This window comes from Nesterenkonia aethiopica, assembly GCF_039534665.1.
Taxonomy (GTDB): Bacteria; Actinomycetota; Actinomycetes; order Actinomycetales; family Micrococcaceae; genus Nesterenkonia; species Nesterenkonia aethiopica.
This window is the reverse complement of sequence record NZ_BAAAVT010000005.1, coordinates 175,330-195,051: the sequence shown is the minus strand read 5'-3', so window position 1 is coordinate 195,051 and position 19,722 is coordinate 175,330. Positions and strand designations below refer to the sequence as shown.

Here is a 19,722-nt window from a genome sequence, read left to right as displayed (position 1 = left end):
CCTCAGGCCCGGACACCTCAGTCAAGGACGCCCTCCATCTCCTGATGGACGCGCTCGGCCGCCTCCTGCGGCGTGAGCCGCTCGAAGTACAGCTCGTCCTCGTAGCGCATCATGATCTCCTGGAGTGCGGAGAATCCCAGCGCAGGCACCGGTTCGGGCCCGGCGAGCTCGTCCTCGATGTCGGCGATGAACTCGGCTGAGACCAGGTCCTGACCGTCGATGGCGTCCAGGACCGCCTCGCGCACCGCCGGGTTGGCCGGCAGGCCCCGGTCGGTGAGGCCCAGCAGGCCGGCGTCGACGTCGCTGACCATGAAGTCGATGAACAGCTGCGCCTCCTCCGGGTGCTCGGTCTGGGAGGACGCGGAGAGGAACATGGAGGACTTGTACCAGAGCCCGTTATTCTCCGCACTGCCGGTGAGGCTGGGGAAGCGCAGCAGCTCCATGTCCACTCCTGCGGACTCGGAGATCCCGGCCAGCGAGCTGGTCCACATCGGCGCCAGAGCCACCCGCCCGGTGTGGATGAGCTGCTGCTCCGGGTCGGCGCCGCGGTTCTCCGCCATGACTCCGGCCGCAGGCATGGCCCCGGCGTGCAGGAGCTCCAGCCAGTAGTCGTAGTACTCGGCGAGGTCGTCGACCTCGAATCCCAGCTCTCCCTCGTCGGTGGTCAGGTGCTGGCCCTGCTGACGCAGCCAGACCTGAAAGCCGCCGGGCTCATTGGTCTCGTTGGTGCCGTAGGCGTCGTCGAGGTTCGCACTGAGCTCCTCGGTGATTGCGGCGAAGTCCTCCCAGGTCCAGGTCTCGTCGTCGGGCATCTCCACCCCCGCCTCGGCGAAGAGCTCGGGGTTCGCCCCCAGAGCCAGCCTGTTGATGCCCGTGGTGATGCCGAAGAGCCCATCCTCGGTGCGGCCGTTGTCCACGGCATCCTGGTCGATGCCGGAGGTGTCCACGTCGGTGAGATCCAGCAGCGCGCCGCGGTCGGCGTATTCGCGCAGGTACTTGTCGTCCATCTGGATGATGTCGGGGGCGTCGCCGCCTGCGGTCTGCGTGGCCAGCTGCTCCCAGTGGCCGCCGAAGTCCGAGTATGAGCCCTCGATGCTGATGTGCGGATGCTCCTGCTCGAAGGCGTCGATGATGGCCTCGGTCTGCTCCACGCGCAGGCCGCTGCCCCACCAGGAGAATCGCAGGTCGACGTCGCCGTCGGCGGTGCCGGCGCCCCCTGCGGAGCAGGAGGTCAGCACCAGGGCGCCGATTCCGCAGGCGGCGACGCTCTGGAGCCCGCGAGGTGAGAAGGGATGGGACACGTGCCGGGGCATGGCGGGCCTTCCTCGGGATTTAATCGTTCCATAAGACTATGAGTGGCCCATGTCACGGTCAACGCCGCCCAGCATGTCAGTCCGGCACGGAGTCATACCGCCGGCGATACCCGGAAGGCGAGGTGCCCGCGTCGCGCCGAAAGTGCACGTAGAAGCTGCTCTGCGAGGAGAAGCCGGCGGCATGGGCGACGTCGGCGGCGGACCAGTCCGTGGTCAGCAGCAGGCGTTTGGCCTCCGCCAGCCGGCACATGGTCAGATAGTCGGCCACGGTCATGCCCAGCACCTTCTTGAACACGCCCATCGCATAGGTGGGCGAGAGGTGGGCGGCCCCGGCGGCGTCAGCCACGGTGACGGGACGGCGGTGATGGGTGGCCAGGAAGCGCGCCATGACCACCGCATGCTCGGCCGCACCATGGCCCGACGCAGACGGCGAGGGCTCCGTGCCCGCACGGTGGCAGGCGAGCACCCGGCGCACCAGAGCCTGCGCCTCCAGCAGGGCGATCTCGGCGTCGTCGCCGGCAAGCTCGGTGCGCCACACCTCGAAGAGGTCGACGGCGCGCACCGGCACGTCCTCCAGAGGCACCACCACAGGCTGCATCCGCAGCAGCATCCCGATGTCCCGCTCACCCAGCCCCCAGCTGAGCACGGTGCTCAGCGGCAGGTGCACCCAGCAGACGTCCGCCTCACCGGGGTCGATGAGCCGATGCGGGAAGGCCGCCAAGAACAGGGCGATCTGCCCGGGACCGATGCTGACCCGGCGTCCGCCCAGCAGGTAGTCGAGCTGACCGCTGACCACGATGTTGACCTCGAGATCATCATGCCGATGCGCCCGCTCCATCACCGGGGGGCTGCCGCGCCGGACCCACAGCGCCGGAGGCATGTCCTGCACAGCTGAGGATCCAGGAGGATCTGGGGGGATATCCGGAAGTTTCTTCAACATCACCCGGTCTAGCGTAGCAACTATGAGCCACATCACAGCAGAAGCCCCTGCCCCCGTCAGCATCGAGCACGCACCTGCAGGACCCCGGATCGCCATCATCGGCGCCGGAGGATTCGTGTTCCCCTTCCGCCTCATCGGAGACCTGGTCAGCTTCCCCGCCCTGCGCGGCGCGACGCTGGCCCTGATGGACATCGACCCGCAGCGGCTCGACCGCGTCGCCGGCGCGGCCCGTCGCCTGGTGGAGCATCACGGGCTCCCCACCGTCGTCGAGCAGACCACCGACCGCCGCGAAGCCCTCCGAGGCGCCGACGTCGTCATCATCACCTTCCAGGTGGGCGGCATCGAGTCCTACCGGCACGACGTCGAGATCCCCCGCCGCCACGGCATCGACCAGGCGGTGGGCGACACCCTCGGCCCCGGCGGCGTGTTCCGCTTCCTGCGCTCCGTGACCGCCTACGACGCGATCGCCGAGGACGCCCTCGAGCTGTGCCCCGACGCGCAGTTCATCAACTACGCCAACCCCATGGCCATGGCCACCGCCTACCTGAACGCCAAGGGGCTCCGCACCGTGGGGCTGTGCCACAGCGTGCAGGGCACCACCCGGATGTTGGCCCGCACCCTGGGCGTGCCCTATGAGGACGTCACCTTCACCAGCGCGGGCATCAATCACCAGGCCTGGATCCTCTCCTTCCGCCGCGGGGAGGAGGACCTGTACCCGCGGCTGCGAGAGGTCATGGGCGCCCGGCACCGGCGCGGACGGGCGGCGGCATCGCTGACCGCCGACGACGGCGACCACAGTGGCGAGGCTGACGCCGCCAGCGATTACGAGGGCGGCAACGAGCAGGTCCGCACAGCGATCATGCAGACCTTCGGACACTTCCAGACCGAGGCCAGCCACCACGCCTCCGAATACCTGCCCTACTTCCGCAAGACTCCGGAGCTGGTGGAGGAGTACATCCCCAGCCGCTGGGACTACTACGAGATCTGTGCCGCCCATGACGAATCCGGGGATCTCAGCGATCAGCTGGCCGAGCTGCAGGCGGAGCTGAAGCCGTCAGTGGAGTACGGGGCGATCATCGTCAATGCGTTGATCACCGGCCGGCCGGCCGTGGTGCACGGCAACGTCCCCAACAGCGACGCCGGATTCGCCCCCGCCTCCCAAGGCTCCGTGATCACGAACCTGCCGGGATCAGCCTGCGTGGAGGTCGCCTGCCTCGTGGACGGCGCCGGGGTGCGGCCCACCCGTTTCGGTGATCTGCCCCCGCAGCTGGCCGCGGTGAACCGGACCAACGTCAACGTGCAGGAGCTGGCCGTGCGCGCAGCTCTGGAGGGCTCGCGCGAGCACGTCCATCACGCCGTCGCCCTGGACCCGCTCACCGCCGCCCTGCTCACCGTGGAGGAGATCCGTGAGATGACCGAGGAGCTGCTCACCGCGCACGCTGCGCTGCTGCCGGATGCGCTGCGGAGCTGAGCGGCACCGGCTCCGGACGCTCCGTCGTGGTGGTCATGTCCACGGCCCGACCGGCCGTCGCCGAGGACAGCAGCCCCTCCATGACCTCCAGCACGTGGAGCCCCAGCTCTCCCTGGGCCCGCCCGCGCAGGGGGTCCCCGTCGAAGGCGCCGGACCAGAGCAGATCGGCGATCCCATAGCCGCGGGCGGCCTCCCGGTAACCGGCCGCAACCGGCAGCTCCTGCCAGCCGGCACCGCCGCGGAACAGGGACACGGAGCCGTCGAAGCGGTTGGGGTCGGGCACTGCGAGCGCGCCCGCGGTGCCCTGGATCTCGATCGGCGAGGCATGGGTGGCCGCGCCGTCGAAGCTCATCACCACGGTGGAGATGGCACCCGAGGTGTGGACCAGCGCGCCGGTCACGTGGCTCGGCGTGGTGACCGGGATGCGCTCCCCGGCTCGGGGGCCGGAGCCGATGACCCGCTCGTCCCGCAGCGCGCCGGCGGCACCGATGACCTGCCGGACCGGACCCAACAGGGTCACCAAGGTGGTCAGGTAGTAGGGGCCCATGTCCAGCAGCGGGCCGCCGCCGGGCTGGTAGTAGAAGTCCGGGTTCGGGTGCCAGGCCTCGTGCCCGGGGATGACCATGGTCGCCGTGGCGCTCATGGGGGTGCCGATCTGCCCGGCGTCGAGTGCGGCGCGGGCCGTCTGCACCCCGGTGCCCAGCACAGTGTCCGGGGCGCTGCCGATGACCACCCCGGCCTCGCGCGCCTGCCGGAGCACCTCGCACCCGGAGGCGACGTCGGCGGTGAAGGGCTTCTCCGCGTAGACGCCCTTGCCCGCACGGATCGCCGCGGAGGAGACGTCGGCGTGGGCCTGCGGCACCGTCAGGTTGAGCACGAGGTCCACATCGTCACGCCCCAGCAGCCCGTCCAGGTCCTCCGCGGCCGCCCCGTGGGTCTCGGCCACAGCTCGCGCACGGTCCAGGTCAAGATCCGCGACGGCGACGAGCTCGAGGGCCTCCAGCCGGCTGATCGTCTCCAAGTACTGGCCGCTGATGTTCCCGGCGCCGACCATGCCGAGACGCACGTGCTCCGCTCCAGGCCGCACCTGGCCTCCCTGATCGCTCATCTCCTCGCTCATCGACTCGCCCACAGCATCCCCCGTTCGATGATGGTGCGGACACTGGGATGCTCCAGGACCTCCACCCGGTGGCCCGGAGTGGAGACGAAGACCCGCCCCTTCCCCCAGCGGCGAGTCCACACGGCCGGGTTGACGTGCGGGCGCTCCCAATCGTCGAAGTCCCGACGAGGCAGCGTGGTGGTGGCCAGCACGTCGATCAGGTCATCGTGCAGCACCCAGTACTGCTCGGTGACCAGGTCGAAGCTCTCGATGCCGCGGGTGATCGGGTGGTCCTTCTCCAGGACGTCCACCCGATACGGGATGTAGTAGTCGGACTGCTCACCCGTGCGCTCCTCCGGCGCCACCGGCGGGTGGTGGGCGAACTGGCCGCCGATCAGCTGCAGATACCCGTCGCTGTTCCGGTAGGAGTCGGCGATGCCGCCGTGCCAGCCGGCCAGACCGGCCCCACCGGCGACGGCGGTGCGCAGGCCCGTGAGCTGGTCGGCCTCAATGGTGGACATGGTCATGCACTGCACGATCAGATCCACCTCCCCCATCGTGTCCGCATCGGCGTAGACCTCGGGGGAATCGTGCACCTGGCAGTCGTAGCCGTTCTCCCGAAGGAACGGCAGGAACAGCTCGGTGGCCTCCATGGGCTGGTGGCCGTCCCAGCCGCCGCGGACGATGAGCGCTCTCTTGGTCATGGATCTCCTCAGACGAAAACGTGGTCAGACGAAGGGGTGGTCAGGCGATCAGGCGGCCCTCAGCGGGTCACGGAGGTGTACCGGCTGGAATCCTCGGCGCTGCGCTCCACGGCGTCGAGCACGCGCTGGACGTCGAGGGACTCCCCGAAGTCGGGCCGGGCACCCTCGGGGGCATCCAGGGCGGTCAGCACGTCGGCCACCTGGTGCACGAAGAGGTCCCCGTAGCCCAGGCCGTGACCCACCGGCCACCAGTGGTCGGTGTAGGGGTGGACGGCGTCGGTGACCTGGATGGTCCGGAATCCCTGGGTCTGCTGGGGGTCATCGCCGTCGAAGTACTCCAGCTGGTTCATCCGCTCGAAGTCGAAGGCCACCGAGCCTCGGGAGCCGTTGATCTCCAGCCGGTTGGCGTTGCGCCGGCCCAGGGCGAACCGGGTGGCCTCGAAGACGCCCACCGCGCCGCCGGAGAACCGGGCGGTGAAGGCGGCCGCGTCGTCGACCGTCACCGGCCCGCGCTCCCCGGTCACGTCCCCGGCGCCGCCGAGCCCTTCCGCGGAGCCGGAGACCGGGCGGGAGGTGACGAAGGTGTGCAGCAGCGCCGAGACGCCGTCGATCTGCTGGCCGGTCACCCACTGGGCGGCGTCGATGGAGTGGGCGCCGATGTCGCCCAGGGCGCCGCTGCCGGCAGTCTCCTTGTCCAGTCGCCAGGTCAGCGGCGCGTCCGCGTCGGAGAGCCAGTCCTGCAGGTACTGCGCCCGCACATGCCTGATCTCGCCCAGCCGCCCCTCCTCCACGAAGCGGCGAGCCAGGGCCAGCGCCGGGGTGCGGCGGTAGCTGAAGCCGCAGAACGTGTGGACACCCCGCTCGGCCGCCTGCGCCGCGGCGGCGGCCATGGACTCCGCCTCCTGCACCGAGTTGGCCAGCGGCTTCTCGCACAGCACATGCTTGCCTGCGGCCAGGGCGGCCTCCGCGATCACCGCGTGGGTGTCACCGGGGGTGCAGATGTCGACGACGTCGATGTCCTCCCGGGTCACGGCGTCGCGCCAGTCGGTGGCGATCTCCTCGACGCCGAGCTTCTCGGCCGCCGCGCGGGTGCGGGCCTCGTCCCGTCCGACGAGCAGCGCGACCTCGGGCCGACGCGGGAGATCGAAGAAGCGCGGCGCGGTGCGCCAGGCGTGCAGATGGGCCGCACCCATGAAGGCATGGCCGATGACCGCGATCCGGACAGGTTGAGACATCGTCTCTCCTTGAGGCATGGGAAGGTCTGGCATGAACTGGTGATCAGCATCACTGTATCGATATAGGCCCGACGTTGCCAGAGGACCGTCACCCTCGACGGGAATGACGGCCCTGGAATGCTTGACATGCAAGCAGTCACTTGCGTAATGTGCGGGCATGGCCGACGTCTTCAAAGCCCTCGCCGACCCCACGCGCCGGGCGATCCTCGACGGACTCACGGAGAACGAGGAGCAGACGCTCTTCGAGATCTGCTCCCGGCTCTACGCGAAGCACCAGCTGAGCTCGTCCCGGCAGGCGATCTCCCAGCACGTGGACGTCCTGGAGGAGGCCGGGCTGGTGGAGACCTCCCGGCGCGGCCGCTACAAGATCCACCGCATCAACACCGCCCCGCTGCAGCCGATCGTGGACCGCTGGCTGCGCCCGACGCACACCACCCCACCTGACCAGGAGGAACCCCGATGAGACTTCACCAGATGAGCGTGATGGTCGACGACCAAGACCGCGCACTGCAGTTCTACACCGACGTGCTGGGCTTCCAGGTCCGCCACGACATCCCGATGGGCGAGGCCCGCTGGATCACCGTGGTCTCGCCCGAAGACCCCGACGGCACCGAGCTGGTGCTCGAGCCCAGCGGCCATCCGGCCGTCCCTCCGTTCAAGGAGGCGCTGGTGGCTGACGGCATCCCGTTCGCCTCCTTCGCCGTAGACGACGTCGCCGCCCAGCACGAGCGCCTCACCGCCCGGGGCGTGGAGTTCACCCAGCCGCCCATGGACATCGGCCCCGCGATCATGGCGGTCTTCGACGACACCTGCGGCAATCTCATCCAGCTGCTCGAGCACAAGCGGTGAGCTCCTGGAGCTCCGAGTCATACCCGGTTATACTCGAGTCATGAAGACTGCGATATCAGTACCCGACGGGACCTTCGAACGCGCCGAGCGCGTGGCACTGAGACACGGCATGAACAGGTCGCAGTTCTACGCGAAGGCCGCCGAGCGCTACGCGGACGAGCTCGATGCCCACGACACGACAGCGACCATCGACAGCGTCGTGGATGTGGTCAATGCCGACGAATCGGCTCGCTTCGCCGTCGCCTCCGGACATCGCATGGCTGACGGGGACGACGAATGGTGAGGAGGGGCGACATCCATTGGTGCCACCTCCCGCCTCCGACCTCGAGCGCCCCCGCCAAGCGGCGCCCCGTGCTGATCATCCAGGACGATTCATACAATGCCAGTCGGTTGGCGACCACGATCGTCGTGGCGTTGACCTCCAACACCGCACTCGCTGCCATGCCGGGCAACAGGTTCCTGCCAGCAGCCCTCACGGGTCTTCCTCGTGACTCCGTCGCCAATGTCACGGCGCTCATGACCGTCGACCGTCGGGACCTCGATGCTCACCCTGTCGGTCAGGTGCCTGCCCACCTGATGGACGGAGTCGACGAGGGCCTGCGACAGGTGCTCGACCTGCGGGCGTGACCGGGTGGGTCACCCCCGTCACACCACGCGGCGGGCACCGGCGGCCGGGGGCGCGCGGAACACCTCCGGCTCGGTGAACCCGGCCGCGGCGAAGGCCTCCCTCACCGCAGACCGCACCCGCTCATGCAGCCCCACCGGAGCCAGGGCGATCACACAGCCGCCGAAGCCGCCTCCGGTGATGCGCGCGCCGTGCACGCCCTGGGCGGAGACCGCTTCGAAGGCCACATCGATCTCCTCCACCGTGACCTCATAGTCGTCCCGCAGGGACAGGTGAGACGCGCGCATCCGGTCCCCGACGCCGGCCAGGTCGTCGGCGCGCAGCAGATCGACGGTCTCGATCACGCGACGGTTCTCCGTGATGACATGCCGGGCCCGGCGCCGCAGCACCTCGTCCTCCACCGGGGTGAGGATCTCGGCGACGTCGGCCTCCGTGTCGCTGAGCACCCGCAGCGACTCCACACCGAGGACGCGGGCCGCCTCCTCGCACTGCCGACGTCGGGCCGCATACTCCCCATCGACCAGACGATGCGGGGCCCTGGTGTCGATGACCAGCACCTCGGCGTCGCCCTCCGGGGCCAGCGGCACCGGGGTGGGCTGCAGGCTGCGGGTGTCGAAGAGCACCGCATGCCCGGCCTGCCCGAGCATGGAGATCATTTGGTCCATCAGCCCGCACGGCATGCCCACGTAGTCGTTCTCGGCACGCTGGGCGAGGCGCGCCATCTCCAGGGGCCGCACCGCCGCGCCGGTGAGGTCGGCGACGGCCAGCCCCACGGAGCACTCCAGCGCCGCCGAGGAGGACAGCCCCGCCCCGTGCGGGACGTCGGACTCGATCAGCAGGTCCACGCCGACGACGTCGACGTCCTCGGCGAGCAGACCCGCCTGGCCCGCGGTGCGCAGAGACCAGCACATGGCCGCCACATAGGCCGCCCACCCGTCCACGCCGCCGGGCCGCAGCTCCTCCAGCGCGAACTCGACGGTCTCCCCGGTGAACAGGGAATGCGCCCGCACGAGGCCGTCCGCGCGCCGGCGGGCAGCGACGAGCGTGGCCTGCGGCAGGGCGAACGGCAGGACGAAGCCGTCGTTGTAGTCGGTGTGCTCCCCGATGAGGTTCACCCGCCCCGGGGCGGCCCAGACGCCGTCGGCGGCCTCGCCGAAGACCCTCCGGAACTCCTCCTGCAGCGCCTCTGCGCGTTCCAGCAGCACCTCCGTCACCGGGTCTCACCTGCCTCCCGCAGTCGCTGAGCCATCTGCTCGGGCGGGATGTCATTGATGAACACCCCGACGCCGGACTCGGAGCCGGCCAGGTACTTCAGCTTGGTGTCCGCCCGACGGATGGAGAACAGCTGCAGGTGCAGCCGGAAGTCGGTGCCCTCGGCGGAGGCCGGCGCCTGCTGCCAGCCGGAGATGTAGGGCAGCGGCGTAGCGAAGAGCCGATCCCCGCGCTGCAGCACGTCCAGATACAGCGCGGCGAAAGCGTCCCGCTCGTCGTCGGTCAGCTCCGGCAGGGTGCGCACGCTGCGGTGCGGCATGAGGTGGATCTCCACGGGCCAGCGGGCCCAGGACGGCACGAAGGCGGTCCAGTGCTCGTTGTCGGCGATGACCCGCTGCCCGGCGGCCCGCTCGGCGGCCAGCGTCCGGGCGAACAGGTCCTCTCCGGTGGCCTCGCGGGTCACTCGTGCCTGCTCCAGCATCCTCGAGGTCCGGGGAGTGGGGAACGGGTAGCCGTAGATCTGGCCGTGCGGGTGATGCAGCGTCACCCCGATCTCCTCACCCCGGTTCTCGAAGCAGTACACCTGATCCACCTCGGGCATCGCCAGCAGGGCGGCGGTGCGGTCCGCCCAGGCGTCGACGACGGTGCGGAGGCGCCTCACGTCCAGCTGGGCCAGCGAGGTGGTGTGCTCGGGGGTGAAGCAGACGACCTCACACCGTCCGGCGCCGGGATGACGCACTGTGGTGAGGTCCTCTCCGGCGGCGATGGCCGCCTTCGCGAAGTCCGGGGGCAGGGCGGGCCCGCCGGCCAGGGAGGGGAAGCGGTTCTCGAAGACCACCACGTCATAGTCGGGCTGGGGGATCTCGGTGGCCCGCTCCTCAGTGCTGGGGCACAGCGGACAGTCGTTGGTGGCAGGCTTGTGGGTGCGGTTCTGCCGTGCGGCCGCCACGGCTACCCATTCGCCCAGATAGGCGTCCCAGCGCAGCTCGGAGCCGCCGCCGGGGCGACTGATATCGCGGGTGTCATGCACCTGACGGGTGCGGGCGACGTCGTCGTAGAAGAAGATCTCGCGGCCGTCGGCGAGCGTGGCCTGGGTTCTGTTCACCGGTGTTCTCTCCTGAGGGGTGGGCGAGGGGACGGGCCGATCAGCCGGCGGCACGCGCCGTACGCGGGCTGACGAGACGCACCTCGTCGATGTGGTCGCGCAGCGCGTCCGCCGCCTCCGCCGGCAGCGCGTCGTCCAGGATGACCATGTCCACCTCCGTCAGCTCGGCGAAGGTGGAGATGCCCAGCACGCCCCATTTGCTGTGGTCGGTCAACAGGATGCGTCGCTGCCCTGTGGCCAACAGGGCCTGGTTGGTCTCGGCCTCGAGGTAGTTCGGCGTGGTGAAGCCCTCCGGCACGGACACCCCGTGGGCGCCGAGGAAGGCCAGATCGACGTGCAGGCTGCGCAGAGAGGCCGCAGCCAGTGGTCCGACGAGGGCGTCGGAAGGTGTCCGGACGCCGCCGGTGAGGATCACCGTGCGGTCTGCGCGCGGCTCCGCCTGGAAGACGTCGGAGATGCGGGTGGAGTTGGTGACCACCGTGAGGTCCTCGACCTCGCGGAGCAGGCGGGCCAGGGCCCACGTGGTGGTGCCTGCCGAGAGCGCCACGGACGTGCCCGGGCGCACCAGCTGGGCCGCCTCCTGGGCGATCGCGGCCTTCTCCGCCTCCATCTGGCCGGACTTGGCCTCGAAGCCGGGCTCCTCGGTGCGGCGGGTCTCGGCCCTCACAGCCCCGCCGTGGACCTTCACCAGGGCGCCCTGGGCGGCGAGGGCGTCCAGGTCACGGCGGATCGTCATGTCGGAGACGCCGAACTGCTCCACCAGAGCGGTGACGCTCACGGCGCCGTCGGTCTGGACGATCTCCGCGATGCGGGATTGGCGCTGGGCTGCCAGCATGGGACCTCACAGAGGTAGGTGGTTCACGTCACAGCCATTAAACCACCATGATCAAACATGAATCAACATGGAGCGACGAGGTGTCGCTCACGGCGCACCAACCACGCCCTTCTGAGGTGCACGCCGTCCGGCACCTGCCGCACGGAAGGATGCACCCAGACCCCACTCTCGGCGCACCAGGGCAGCAGCTCCAGGACCAGCGGAGCGGTGCGCAGTGCATCCCGCCACGGGGTCAGCTCGATCTCCCAGACCCGCCCGTGCCAATAGTGCTCACCGACCAGCCTCCCGCCGATCCTCGCCCTTCCGACGTCCCCCGTCCAGTCCAGACGCACCAGCAGCCGCCCATCGCCTATCAGGTGCTCCGCAGGGACCTTCAGCTCGACGACGGCGGCGCCGCTGAAGTCCTGGGGCGCCGCGAGCCGACCCTCCGGGCCGCCGGCTCGTGGCACCGGGACCGCGGCCGGCGGGGCCAGGTCATCAGCCAGCACCAGCTGGACGCCGGCGCGCGGAGCGTGGACGCGACGACGCCGCCACCGGGCCGCGGCGTCGTCGAAGACCGCGAGCTCCACCTCCGACTCCTCCGTGTGCACCACCAGCCCGCCCGGGGACTCCGGATCCGCGTGCACGGGTGCGGAGCTCAGGACCATCCGGTCAGCCACCACGCCCAGTCGATCGGCGTCGGTCTCGTCCAGGACCATGATGCGCACATCCCCGCAGCTGACCAGGTCATCCGGGCCCGGTGCGACGCTGAACTCCAGCAGCGTGTCGCCGGCGGAGGTCACCGAGCGGCGGCCCGGGCCGGTGATCTCCGGCTCACCGGCGAGGAGCATCTGGACGGCGACGCCGGCGCGCGCGGTCAGCACCAACAGCTCAGTGGAGCCGCCCGCGATCCGGCGCCGGGTCAGCACCTCGGCGGTGGCGCAGCGCAGCACAGGCCCGTCCGGTCCGCCGAGCGCGAGGTTCAGGGGCCACACGGTGGACACCCCGGCCGGGAGGTCGAGCGGACGGGCAGGAACGGTCTGGGGCCGGCGCAGCCCCTCCCGGGCACCCAGATGGAGCTGCAGCTGGGTCTGGGGGTCGAGGTGTCCGTGGGGGCGATAGGTGCTCAGGAAGAGCCAGCCGGACTCGCCGTCGGTGCGCACCGCCCAGCGCAGGCTGCGTGGATCATCCGCGGCCCCGCCCCCGACCGTGCTGCGCATGGGGGCCAGCCGGGAGCCCTCCGCGGCGAGCCACAGATGCTGGCGGCGGAGCATCCCGTGGTGCGCCCGCACGGTGGCGTGCTCGCCGAGCGGCGCGCCGAAGTCATAGCTGATACGGGGCACATCCTGCGGCTGTCCGGCCTCCTGGGACTCCTGATCCCCGTCCGGGGTGCTGCCTCCCGCGTACATGTAGTAGCCCTGCCAGACGGAGCCGCTGCCCACCGTGGCCAGGGCGAGGGCGGCGACGTCCTCGGGCGTGACCAGCGGGCGGCGGTGATAGGCCACATGCATGCCGCCGCCCAGCTCACAGGTGATGAACGGGGCGTCGGCGGCGCTGGCCAGCACCGCGCCGGGCGGGGCCTCACCGGGCTGGATCTCACCGGGCTGGCCGTCGTCGAGGTCGTCGCGGACCTCCTCGTAGTGGAAGTGCGCGGCGGCGAAGGGCGGCTGATCGACGGATGAGTCCGCCCAGAAGCCGTCGGCGTAGCCGCTGCAGACCGGCAGCAGGGGCAGCCCCTGGTCCCGCCGGGGCAGCAGGGTTCGCCCCCAGCCGGTGGCGGTCCACAGCGGAACCCGGAGCCCGTGCTCCTCGGCGATGCCCCGCAGCGTGGCCAGGTGCTCCGGCTGATCCGCCAGTTCGTTCTCGATCTGCGCGGCGATGACGGGGCCGCCGTCGTCGTGGGTCAGCCCCTCCAGCTGGGCGATGATCTGCCCGTAGAGCCGCCGCACCAGGCGCAGGTACTCGGGGTGGTCCTGCCGGAGGGGGATGCCGGCGTCCACCAGCCAGTCCGGGAAGCCTCCGTGGCGCATCTCGCCATGGGACCACGGGCCCAGCCGGACGACGACGTCGAGTCCGTGGGCGGCGGCGAGCCGCACGAAACGCCGCAGATCCCGCGCACCGCTCCAGTCGAACTCACCGGGGCGGGGCTCATGATGCCGCCAGAACACATAGCTGGCCACCGACGTGAGTCCGCCGGACCGCGCCAGACCGAGCACATCAGACCAGTGCTCGGGCGCGATCCGACTGAAGTGGACCTCCCCGGTGACGGGGAACCAGGGCTCCCCGTCCCGGGAGATCCACTTCTCTGCGGCGGTGATCCGGGGTGTCAGTTCAGCTCCGCTTCCATCTCCGAGATCATGTTCTCCGCAGCATCCTGGGGCGACTGGCGCTCGAAGAACACCTCCATCTCATACCGGTAGATGATGTCCTGCAGGCCGGAGAAGCCCAGGGACGGCACCGGCTCGGGCCCGGCCAGCTCGTCCTCGATGTCGGCGATGAACTCGGCCGAGGCCAGATCAGGGCCCTCGAGTTCGGGCAGGATCGCTTCGCGGACGGCATTGTTGCCCGGCAGCCCGCGGTCCACCAAGTTCAGCATTCCGGCCTCCTCGGAGTTGACGAAGAAGTCGATGAACAGCTGCGCCTCCTCCGGGTGGTCCGTGGTGGCCGCGGCGGACATCAGCATGGAGGACTTGTACCACATGCCGTTGTCCTCCGCGCTGCCGGTGCTGCTGGGGAACCGCAGCAGCTCCAGGTCCACGCCGGAGGCCTCGGAGAGCCCGTTGATCTGGTTGGTCCACCACGGGGCCATGGCCACCTGGCCGGTGCCCAGCAGGGACTGGTCCGGGCCGCTGGACTGGTTCTCCGACATCACCGCGGCCGAGGGGATGCCCTCGTCCACCAGGTCCAGGTAGTACTGGAAGTACTCGGCGGCGTCGTCGGCGTCGAAGCCCAGCTCACCCTCGTCGGTGGTCATGTGCTGGTTCTGCTGGCGCAGCCAGATCTGGAAGCCGCCGGGCTCGTTGGGGTCATTGGTGCCGTAGCCGTCGTCGAGGTTCTCGCTCAGCTCGGCGCTGATCTCGGCAAAGTCGTCCCAGGTCCAGGTGGTGTCGTCCGGCATCTCAACGCCAGCTTCGTCGAAGAGCTCCGGGTTGGCGATCAGCGCCAGGGAGTTGATGCCGGTGGTGATGCCGAACAGGCCCTCCTCGGTGCGGCCGTTGTCCACCGCGTCCTGGTCGAATTCGGAGACGTCCACGTCGCTGAGGTCCAGCAGGGCTCCGCGGTCCGCGTACTCGCGCAGGTACTTGTCGTCCATCTGGATGATGTCGGGCATCTCTCCGCCGGCGGACTGGGTGGCCAGCTGGTCCCAGTAGCCGGACCAGTCGCCGTACTCGGCGGAGATCGAGATGTGCGGGTGCTCCTCTTCGAAAGCGTCGATGATCTCTTGGGTGGTCTGGTGGCGGGAGTCCGAGCCCCACCAGGTGAAGCGCAGCTGGACGTCCTCGTCCCCGCCGCCCTCCCCCGAGCCGCCGTCGGCGTCTCCGCCGCAGGCCGTCAACGCCAGTGCTGACAGCGAGGCCACCGCCACTAGTCTGGACAGTCGTGTGAACGTCGTCATGGAGTCCTCATTCATCGAGCGATACGGTGCGAGTCACCGCCGGCCCCCGAGCTGCGAAGGTGTGACAACCATCACTGGGCAAGCGGTTTCCACTGACTGTAGAGCGGTGTCGGAGACAGCGTCAACGGACTGACCGGCCTTCGCCGTTGCCCCTTGGACATGCAGTGATTCTCACCGCGTATGGGTGACCGCGCTCAGGTGAGCACCCGAGCATCGCGGCGTCAGTCTTTCCGCCCGATGAGCAGGCCCTCGTACTCCTGGGCGAAGTGCTCAGCAGAGGCCTGCATCCGGCACACGACGTCGGGGGCGCCGTCCGCATCCGCGGCGAGCTGGACCAGAACCTGCAGCTGGGCGAGCCAGTCTCCCACCACATGGGCGTGCAGGAAGAACGCATTCCCCTGCCAGGCCGCGGAGGTGTGGGTCTCGTAGCCGTAGCCGGGCAGCGGGTGCTCTCGGTGGCCTCCCACGCGGTAGGGGAAGACCCTGCGGTCGCCGTCGGCGGTGGTCAGCAGGAGCTCTCCGCCGTCCGTGCCGCAGGTCAGCTCCAGGGAGTCGAACTCTGCCGACGACGCCCCCTCCAGGCGGACGCGGACGCGGAAGCTCTCGGCGTCGCGCGGCGCGGACGCGGGCAGCGCGACGCCGGCCACCGGCGTGAGCCCCCGGGTCCGGACGGGCTCAGGCTCCAGTTCGGGAGGAGACTCAGGCTCGGGAGACCGGCCGCTGCGCGTCCACGCGGCCAGCGGCTCGAGAAGCTCGCTCCACAGGGCGTCGTGCAGCAGCTGCGCGTCGGACTCGAGGTGCTGGTTGTCTCCGGTCACGACGACGGCGGCGTCCAGCCAGGGCACCACCAGCATGATCTGACCACCCATCCCCCAGGCGGCGTAGCTCTCTCGCCGGCAGCGCCAGATCTGGTACCCATAACCCCACTGTGCCTCGGGATGCGCGAAGCCGCCGGTGACCGTGGGTGTCTGCTCCGCCGTGGCGGCCTGCAGGAACTCGGCGGAGACCAGCTGCGCATCGCCCCAGCGTCCCCGCTGGAGGCACAGCTGGGCGATCCGCGCCAGGTCCCGCGGGGCGGCGAACAGCCCCGAACCGCCATGGGCGACGCCGCCCGGATTCTCCACGACCTCCCGCCAGGTGGGTCGGCCGGCGAAGGCCTCCTCTGGGAGCCCCAGCGGGCTGCGCAGGGCGCGCAGCGGCCCCATGCCCAGGGGGCGGCCGATGCGGGCGGCGAAGAACTCCTCGAAGGGCAGCCCGGTCAGCCGCTCCACCAGGGCTGTGAGCACCAGGGTGGCGGAAGTGTCGTAGGAGAACACGGCGCCGGGAGGCCGGGTCGGCGCCACCGTGAAGAAGGTGCGGACCCAGTCCGGGTCCGCCACCTGGGTGTAGGTGCTCTGCCCGTGCGCGGTGCGCATGGTCAGCAGATCCTGAACCTCCATGGCCCGGATCCATGGGTGGGCGCCGTCGGCATGCTCGGGAAAGTGGTCGACGATGCGGTCATCCAGGCTGAGCGCGCCGTCGTCGAGGAGCACCCCGACCGCCAGCGCCACCAGTGACTTGCCCGCCGAGTAGAGCCGATGCGGACGGTCGGGTCCGTAGGGCCGCCAGTACGTCTCATACTGCAGCGCCCCGCGGTGCACCACGAGCACGCTGTGCATCACGAGACCTCGCGCCTGGAGCCGCGGAAGGAGGTGGTCCTCCACCTGCCGGCGGAACCACCCCGGTCCCTGGGCAGGAGTCACCGCAGGGTCTTCTCGAACCACGCGGCGGTGGCGGCCAGCGGCACGGCGATCTCCGGGATCTCCGGATACCAGGCGCGCTCCCACTCCAGGGAGATCCAGCCGGAGCCGCCGGCCAGCAGCCGTCCGATCTCCTCCAGCGGCAGGTCACCCTCCCCGGTCACGGCCGGAGTCCACCCGCGGTCCATCGAGGCGTCCTTGACCTGCACGTAGTGCGCGTTCTCACCCAGCAGGCGGGCGGAGTCTGCCGGCTCCTCTCCGTTGATGTACGGGTGCAGCACGTCCCAGATGACGCCGACCCGGGCGTCGTCGGCCAGCGGCCCCAGCAGCGCCAGGACGTCCTCGGCGGTCGGGTGGGAGTCGTGGGTCTCCAACAGCAGCTGCACCCCGGTGGCCTCGAGGTCCTCCAGCACCGCCTCGATCCTGCGCCGTGCGGCCGGGCGGCCGGCGGAGGTCCCGCCGGGGAACACGCGGATCGCCGGCGCCTCCATGACCTCAGCGAGCCGGATCAGTGCACGCAGCTCCTCGATGACGGCGTCGTCGTCCCCATCCTCGCCGCCGCAGACCCGCGCATAGCCGGCCAGACAGGAGATCTGCAGTCCGGCGTCGGTGACGTGCTTCGCCGCCTCCCGGGCGGCCGTCTCCCCCATGCCGAGGGTGACCTCCTCATCGGGATGCACGCGCAGCTCGATCCCGTCGCAGCCGTGATCCAGCCCGGTGCGGACCGCTTCCACCACGGGCCGGCCGGGCATCCCCAGCGTGCTGAAGCTCAGCCTCCAGGTCATGATCCTTCTCCCTCGTCGTAGCGCCGGACCTCTGCGGCCTCGAACCGCACCGTGATGAGCGCCGGCTCGCCGGCCCAGCGGAAGGAGACCTCCTGCGGGGTCACGGTCAGATCCACGACGCCGACCGGTGCGTCGGCATTGGCCCTCACATCAGCGTCGACCCTCAGGTCAGCGTCTCCCGTGGAGCCAGTGTCGCCCTCGGCGTGACCGGCGGCAACATCGGCCGTCCGACCCGTCACGCGGGCGTGCGACACCAGCACGGCCGGCCCGGCCGTGACGGAGCCGCTGAGCGAGGCCTGCAGCGCAGGGATCTCGCACCATTCAGCGAATGCCGTGCCGGCGGGGGAGCTCAGCGTCTCCTCGCCGTGCCAGCCGTGCAGCCCCTGCAGGGTGGAGCGCAGGTGTCCGCCGGGCTGCACGGCCCAGCCGGTGTGCTGGACCTCCAGGGGGAAGCATGCACCGATGATCCGGTCGATGCGGACCTCGTCGGCTCCCCGGGCCACCACCCAGGACTGCACGCGGAGCCCGGGGATCGCCGGTGCACCCTGCGGGAAGATCGGCGTGTGCCAGGAGGCCGCCCACGCCCATCCGCCGCCACCGCCGGCCCCGATGCGGTGGATCCGACGGCGCACACTGGTGCGCCCGCGGAAACGGATGGCCACGTGGTTGTCCGGAACCTCGCCGCGCGGTGTGGGTCCAGTGGCCGTGGAATAGGCGAGCCGGGAGTAGAGCGGATCCTCCACGCCGGACTCCTCCCCCTGGTGCGGGCGGAGGTGGTCGCTGCCGTGGTTGTGGATCCGCACGACGCCGTCGTCACGGGTGGCCTGCACCGCCCAGCCGGTGGCGGACATGCCGAAGGCGACGTCATGGTCGTCCAGGGGTCGGCGCCCCTCCACGCTGCGCCACAGCGGTGCGTCATCGGGCTGCAGCAGCCCGACGAACGCCTTGGCGGCCCACAGCGGGGAGGCCGGCCCGGAGTAGCGCTGCACCGTGGCCGGATGCGGACCGTGCCAGCCGAGGCTCAGCAGCCCGTGCTCGGTGAGTGCGCCATGCTCCAGGAAGTGGCGCAGGGTGGCGTTCAGCAGCCGCTTGGACTCCCCCGGGGGCATCGGCGTGTCCCCGGTGACCGCCCCCAGCGCGACGGCGGCGACGGCGGCGAACCGATAGGTCATGGAGCGGCCCTGGAACAGCGGGGCGCCGTCGGCGCCGAAGAGGTGCCGGTACTCCTGGAGGAACTCCTTCAGGCGGGAGCCGTGGATCCCCGGCTCGCCCCGCAGGTGGTCGTCCAGGACCGGGTAGAGGTGCAGCGCCCAGCCGATGTAGTGGTCGATGCTCTGCCCGTCGCCGTCGGTGTACCAGCCCTGCCCGAGGTTCCACTGCTCCAGCAGGTGCAGGGCCCGCTCCCGGGCGGCCGCGGTGAGCTCGTCCCCGCGGCCCACGGACTCCAGGAAGCCGGCCACCGAGTAGGGGAAGAAGTACCAGTTGTTGGCCGCCGGCAGGGAGGTGATCGCTCCGCGCAGCCAGGACTCCACGGCGTCCTGGACGTTCTCGTCGAGCCGGTCCCACAGCCAGGGGCGGGTCAGGCGCAGACACAGCGCGATGGAGGCGGACTCCACCATCGGCTGCCCCTGGACGTCATGGTCCCGGATGGTCAGCCACGGCTCCGCTCCGGGAGACCCCGCGGGCGCGGTCCCGGCCCGCAGGCCCTCGGCGTAGCGGTCCAGCCAGCCGTGCGGGTCGGCACCGTCGGCCCCGCGGACACGGAAGGCGGCGGCCAGGAACGAGCGGGCGAAGCCCTCCAGGCCGTCCGAGCGGACCCCGCTGCCCGACGCGGGACCCGGCAGGTTCAGATGCGCCCCGGCCGGGCTGGCCCACTGCCAGGCCGAGCCGACCAGGTGGTCCGCCATCGTCTCCCAGTGGGCGCGCGTGTATCCCGTGTACGGGCTGGCCTCCCAGTCCGGCTCGGGGAAGCGGATCCCTGAGCCGGGGAGGATGTCGCCGGGACGGACGATGTGCTGGTGACCTGGGGTCATGGAAGGGCTCGCCTTTCTGTGGTCAGGCTTCATTGATCTCATGGACGACCAGGGGACGGGAAGACCCCAGGCCCAGCGGTTGGTCCCCGTCGTCTTCGTCTGTCCCCTCCGATTTCCACGGTGTGAAGTCTCAGGACATAGACGAGAACGACGGGGACGAACGGGCTTCTGAGGGGCAGGAT

At 70.5% G+C, this 19,722-nt stretch carries 18 protein-coding genes; 5 read left to right on the top strand and 13 right to left on the bottom strand.

Features of this window, described 5'->3' with window-relative positions; genetic code table 11:
• Positions 1 to 17 precede the first annotated feature (17 nt).
• Both ABD658_RS05215 and ABD658_RS05210 read right to left on the bottom strand, forming a co-directional pair.
• Positions 18 to 1,313 carry an ABC transporter substrate-binding protein gene (locus ABD658_RS05215; protein WP_344684781.1) on the bottom strand — a complete coding sequence of 432 codons (1,296 nt, stop codon included), beginning with the start codon at positions 1,311 to 1,313 and terminating at the stop codon, positions 18 to 20.
• Between the two features lie 76 nt (positions 1,314 to 1,389).
• The gene (locus ABD658_RS05210; RefSeq protein ID WP_344684887.1) at positions 1,390 to 2,193 is read right to left on the bottom strand and encodes a helix-turn-helix domain-containing protein; all 804 of its coding nucleotides are present in this window, start codon (positions 2,191 to 2,193) and stop codon (positions 1,390 to 1,392) included.
• Between the two features lie 82 nt (positions 2,194 to 2,275).
• Between ABD658_RS05210 and melA the strand changes: the two genes are divergently transcribed.
• Positions 2,276 to 3,724, top strand: a complete 1,449-nt coding sequence (gene melA / locus ABD658_RS05205; protein WP_344684779.1) for an alpha-galactosidase — start codon at positions 2,276 to 2,278, stop codon at positions 3,722 to 3,724.
• Here the strand turns inward: melA and ABD658_RS05200 are convergent.
• The 3 genes from ABD658_RS05200 to ABD658_RS05190 are packed head-to-tail and all read right to left on the bottom strand — an operon-like array spanning position 3,681 to position 6,762.
• Positions 3,681 to 4,832: a Gfo/Idh/MocA family protein gene (locus ABD658_RS05200; protein ID WP_344684777.1), complete on the bottom strand. Its 1,152-nt coding sequence runs from the start codon at positions 4,830 to 4,832 to the stop codon at positions 3,681 to 3,683. The two genes, melA and ABD658_RS05200, sit on opposite strands and share 44 nt — an antisense overlap.
• A gap of 8 nt (positions 4,833 to 4,840) precedes the next feature.
• The gene (locus ABD658_RS05195; RefSeq protein WP_070159767.1) at positions 4,841 to 5,527 is read right to left on the bottom strand and encodes a ThuA domain-containing protein; all 687 of its coding nucleotides are present in this window, start codon (positions 5,525 to 5,527) and stop codon (positions 4,841 to 4,843) included.
• Positions 5,528 to 5,586: 59 nt separating this feature from the next.
• Positions 5,587 to 6,762 carry a Gfo/Idh/MocA family protein gene (locus tag ABD658_RS05190; protein ID WP_344684773.1) on the bottom strand — a complete coding sequence of 392 codons (1,176 nt, stop codon included), beginning with the start codon at positions 6,760 to 6,762 and terminating at the stop codon, positions 5,587 to 5,589.
• Between the two features lie 157 nt (positions 6,763 to 6,919).
• Here ABD658_RS05190 and ABD658_RS05185 point away from each other — a divergent pair, with 157 nt between their 5' ends.
• The 4 genes from ABD658_RS05185 to ABD658_RS05170 are packed head-to-tail and all read left to right on the top strand — an operon-like array spanning position 6,920 to position 8,238.
• Positions 6,920 to 7,225 (top strand): ArsR/SmtB family transcription factor, encoded by a 306-nt coding sequence (locus ABD658_RS05185; RefSeq protein ID WP_344684771.1) that lies wholly within the window; start codon positions 6,920 to 6,922, stop codon positions 7,223 to 7,225.
• Positions 7,222 to 7,611, top strand: coding sequence for a VOC family protein (locus ABD658_RS05180; RefSeq protein ID WP_344684769.1), 390 nt, complete (start codon positions 7,222 to 7,224; stop codon positions 7,609 to 7,611). The genes ABD658_RS05185 and ABD658_RS05180 overlap by 4 nt, the downstream gene beginning before the upstream one ends.
• Before the next feature lie 40 nt (positions 7,612 to 7,651).
• Positions 7,652 to 7,894: a hypothetical protein gene (locus ABD658_RS05175; RefSeq protein ID WP_070159772.1), complete on the top strand. Its 243-nt coding sequence runs from the start codon at positions 7,652 to 7,654 to the stop codon at positions 7,892 to 7,894.
• Positions 7,888 to 8,238 carry a type II toxin-antitoxin system PemK/MazF family toxin gene (locus tag ABD658_RS05170; protein ID WP_070159774.1) on the top strand — a complete coding sequence of 117 codons (351 nt, stop codon included), beginning with the start codon at positions 7,888 to 7,890 and terminating at the stop codon, positions 8,236 to 8,238. Before ABD658_RS05175 ends, ABD658_RS05170 begins: the two co-directional genes overlap by 7 nt.
• 18 nt (positions 8,239 to 8,256) lie before the next feature.
• On the opposite strand, the gene galK is transcribed toward ABD658_RS05170, so the two are convergent.
• From galK to ABD658_RS05130, 8 genes are all read right to left on the bottom strand, one after another.
• Positions 8,257 to 9,450 carry a galactokinase gene (gene galK / locus ABD658_RS05165; RefSeq protein ID WP_344684765.1) on the bottom strand — a complete coding sequence of 398 codons (1,194 nt, stop codon included), beginning with the start codon at positions 9,448 to 9,450 and terminating at the stop codon, positions 8,257 to 8,259.
• Positions 9,447 to 10,553 carry a galactose-1-phosphate uridylyltransferase gene (gene galT / locus ABD658_RS05160; protein WP_344684763.1) on the bottom strand — a complete coding sequence of 369 codons (1,107 nt, stop codon included), beginning with the start codon at positions 10,551 to 10,553 and terminating at the stop codon, positions 9,447 to 9,449. Before galT ends, galK begins: the two co-directional genes overlap by 4 nt.
• A gap of 40 nt (positions 10,554 to 10,593) precedes the next feature.
• Positions 10,594 to 11,388, bottom strand: a complete 795-nt coding sequence (locus ABD658_RS05155; protein WP_311025001.1) for a DeoR/GlpR family DNA-binding transcription regulator — start codon at positions 11,386 to 11,388, stop codon at positions 10,594 to 10,596.
• 62 nt (positions 11,389 to 11,450) lie between these two features.
• Positions 11,451 to 13,664 (bottom strand): beta-galactosidase, encoded by a 2,214-nt coding sequence (locus ABD658_RS05150; protein WP_344684885.1) that lies wholly within the window; start codon positions 13,662 to 13,664, stop codon positions 11,451 to 11,453.
• A gap of 29 nt (positions 13,665 to 13,693) precedes the next feature.
• A complete protein-coding gene (locus ABD658_RS05145; RefSeq protein ID WP_344684760.1) occupies positions 13,694 to 14,983 on the bottom strand; it encodes an ABC transporter substrate-binding protein in 1,290 nt (429 codons plus the stop codon).
• Between the two features lie 221 nt (positions 14,984 to 15,204).
• Entirely contained in the window at positions 15,205 to 16,725 is a 1,521-nt protein-coding gene (locus ABD658_RS05140) for a serine hydrolase domain-containing protein (protein ID WP_344684758.1), read from the bottom strand.
• Complete coding sequence (locus ABD658_RS05135) at positions 16,722 to 17,507, bottom strand: sugar phosphate isomerase/epimerase family protein (protein WP_311024998.1); 786 nt, start codon at positions 17,505 to 17,507, stop codon at positions 16,722 to 16,724. The genes ABD658_RS05140 and ABD658_RS05135 overlap by 4 nt, the downstream gene beginning before the upstream one ends.
• Positions 17,504 to 19,540 (bottom strand): DUF2264 domain-containing protein, encoded by a 2,037-nt coding sequence (locus tag ABD658_RS05130; protein WP_344684755.1) that lies wholly within the window; start codon positions 19,538 to 19,540, stop codon positions 17,504 to 17,506. The genes ABD658_RS05135 and ABD658_RS05130 overlap by 4 nt, the downstream gene beginning before the upstream one ends.
• Positions 19,541 to 19,722 lie beyond the last annotated feature (182 nt).

Coding starts and splice junctions, on each gene's coding strand:
- ABD658_RS05135 (WP_311024998.1), bottom strand. CDS start 17,507: ATGACCTGGAGGCTGAGCTTCAGCACGCTGGGGATGCCCGGCCGGCCC.
- ABD658_RS05185 (WP_344684771.1), top strand. CDS start 6,920: ATGGCCGACGTCTTCAAAGCCCTCGCCGACCCCACGCGCCGGGCGATC.
- ABD658_RS05130 (WP_344684755.1), bottom strand. CDS start 19,540: ATGACCCCAGGTCACCAGCACATCGTCCGTCCCGGCGACATCCTCCCC.
- ABD658_RS05180 (WP_344684769.1), top strand. CDS start 7,222: ATGAGACTTCACCAGATGAGCGTGATGGTCGACGACCAAGACCGCGCA.
- ABD658_RS05190 (WP_344684773.1), bottom strand. CDS start 6,762: ATGTCTCAACCTGTCCGGATCGCGGTCATCGGCCATGCCTTCATGGGT.
- ABD658_RS05215 (WP_344684781.1), bottom strand. CDS start 1,313: ATGCCCCGGCACGTGTCCCATCCCTTCTCACCTCGCGGGCTCCAGAGC.
- ABD658_RS05155 (WP_311025001.1), bottom strand. CDS start 11,388: ATGCTGGCAGCCCAGCGCCAATCCCGCATCGCGGAGATCGTCCAGACC.
- melA (WP_344684779.1), top strand. CDS start 2,276: ATGAGCCACATCACAGCAGAAGCCCCTGCCCCCGTCAGCATCGAGCAC.
- ABD658_RS05175 (WP_070159772.1), top strand. CDS start 7,652: ATGAAGACTGCGATATCAGTACCCGACGGGACCTTCGAACGCGCCGAG.
- ABD658_RS05145 (WP_344684760.1), bottom strand. CDS start 14,983: ATGACGACGTTCACACGACTGTCCAGACTAGTGGCGGTGGCCTCGCTG.
- ABD658_RS05210 (WP_344684887.1), bottom strand. CDS start 2,193: ATGCCTCCGGCGCTGTGGGTCCGGCGCGGCAGCCCCCCGGTGATGGAG.
- ABD658_RS05170 (WP_070159774.1), top strand. CDS start 7,888: ATGGTGAGGAGGGGCGACATCCATTGGTGCCACCTCCCGCCTCCGACC.
- ABD658_RS05200 (WP_344684777.1), bottom strand. CDS start 4,832: ATGAGCGATCAGGGAGGCCAGGTGCGGCCTGGAGCGGAGCACGTGCGT.
- ABD658_RS05195 (WP_070159767.1), bottom strand. CDS start 5,527: ATGACCAAGAGAGCGCTCATCGTCCGCGGCGGCTGGGACGGCCACCAG.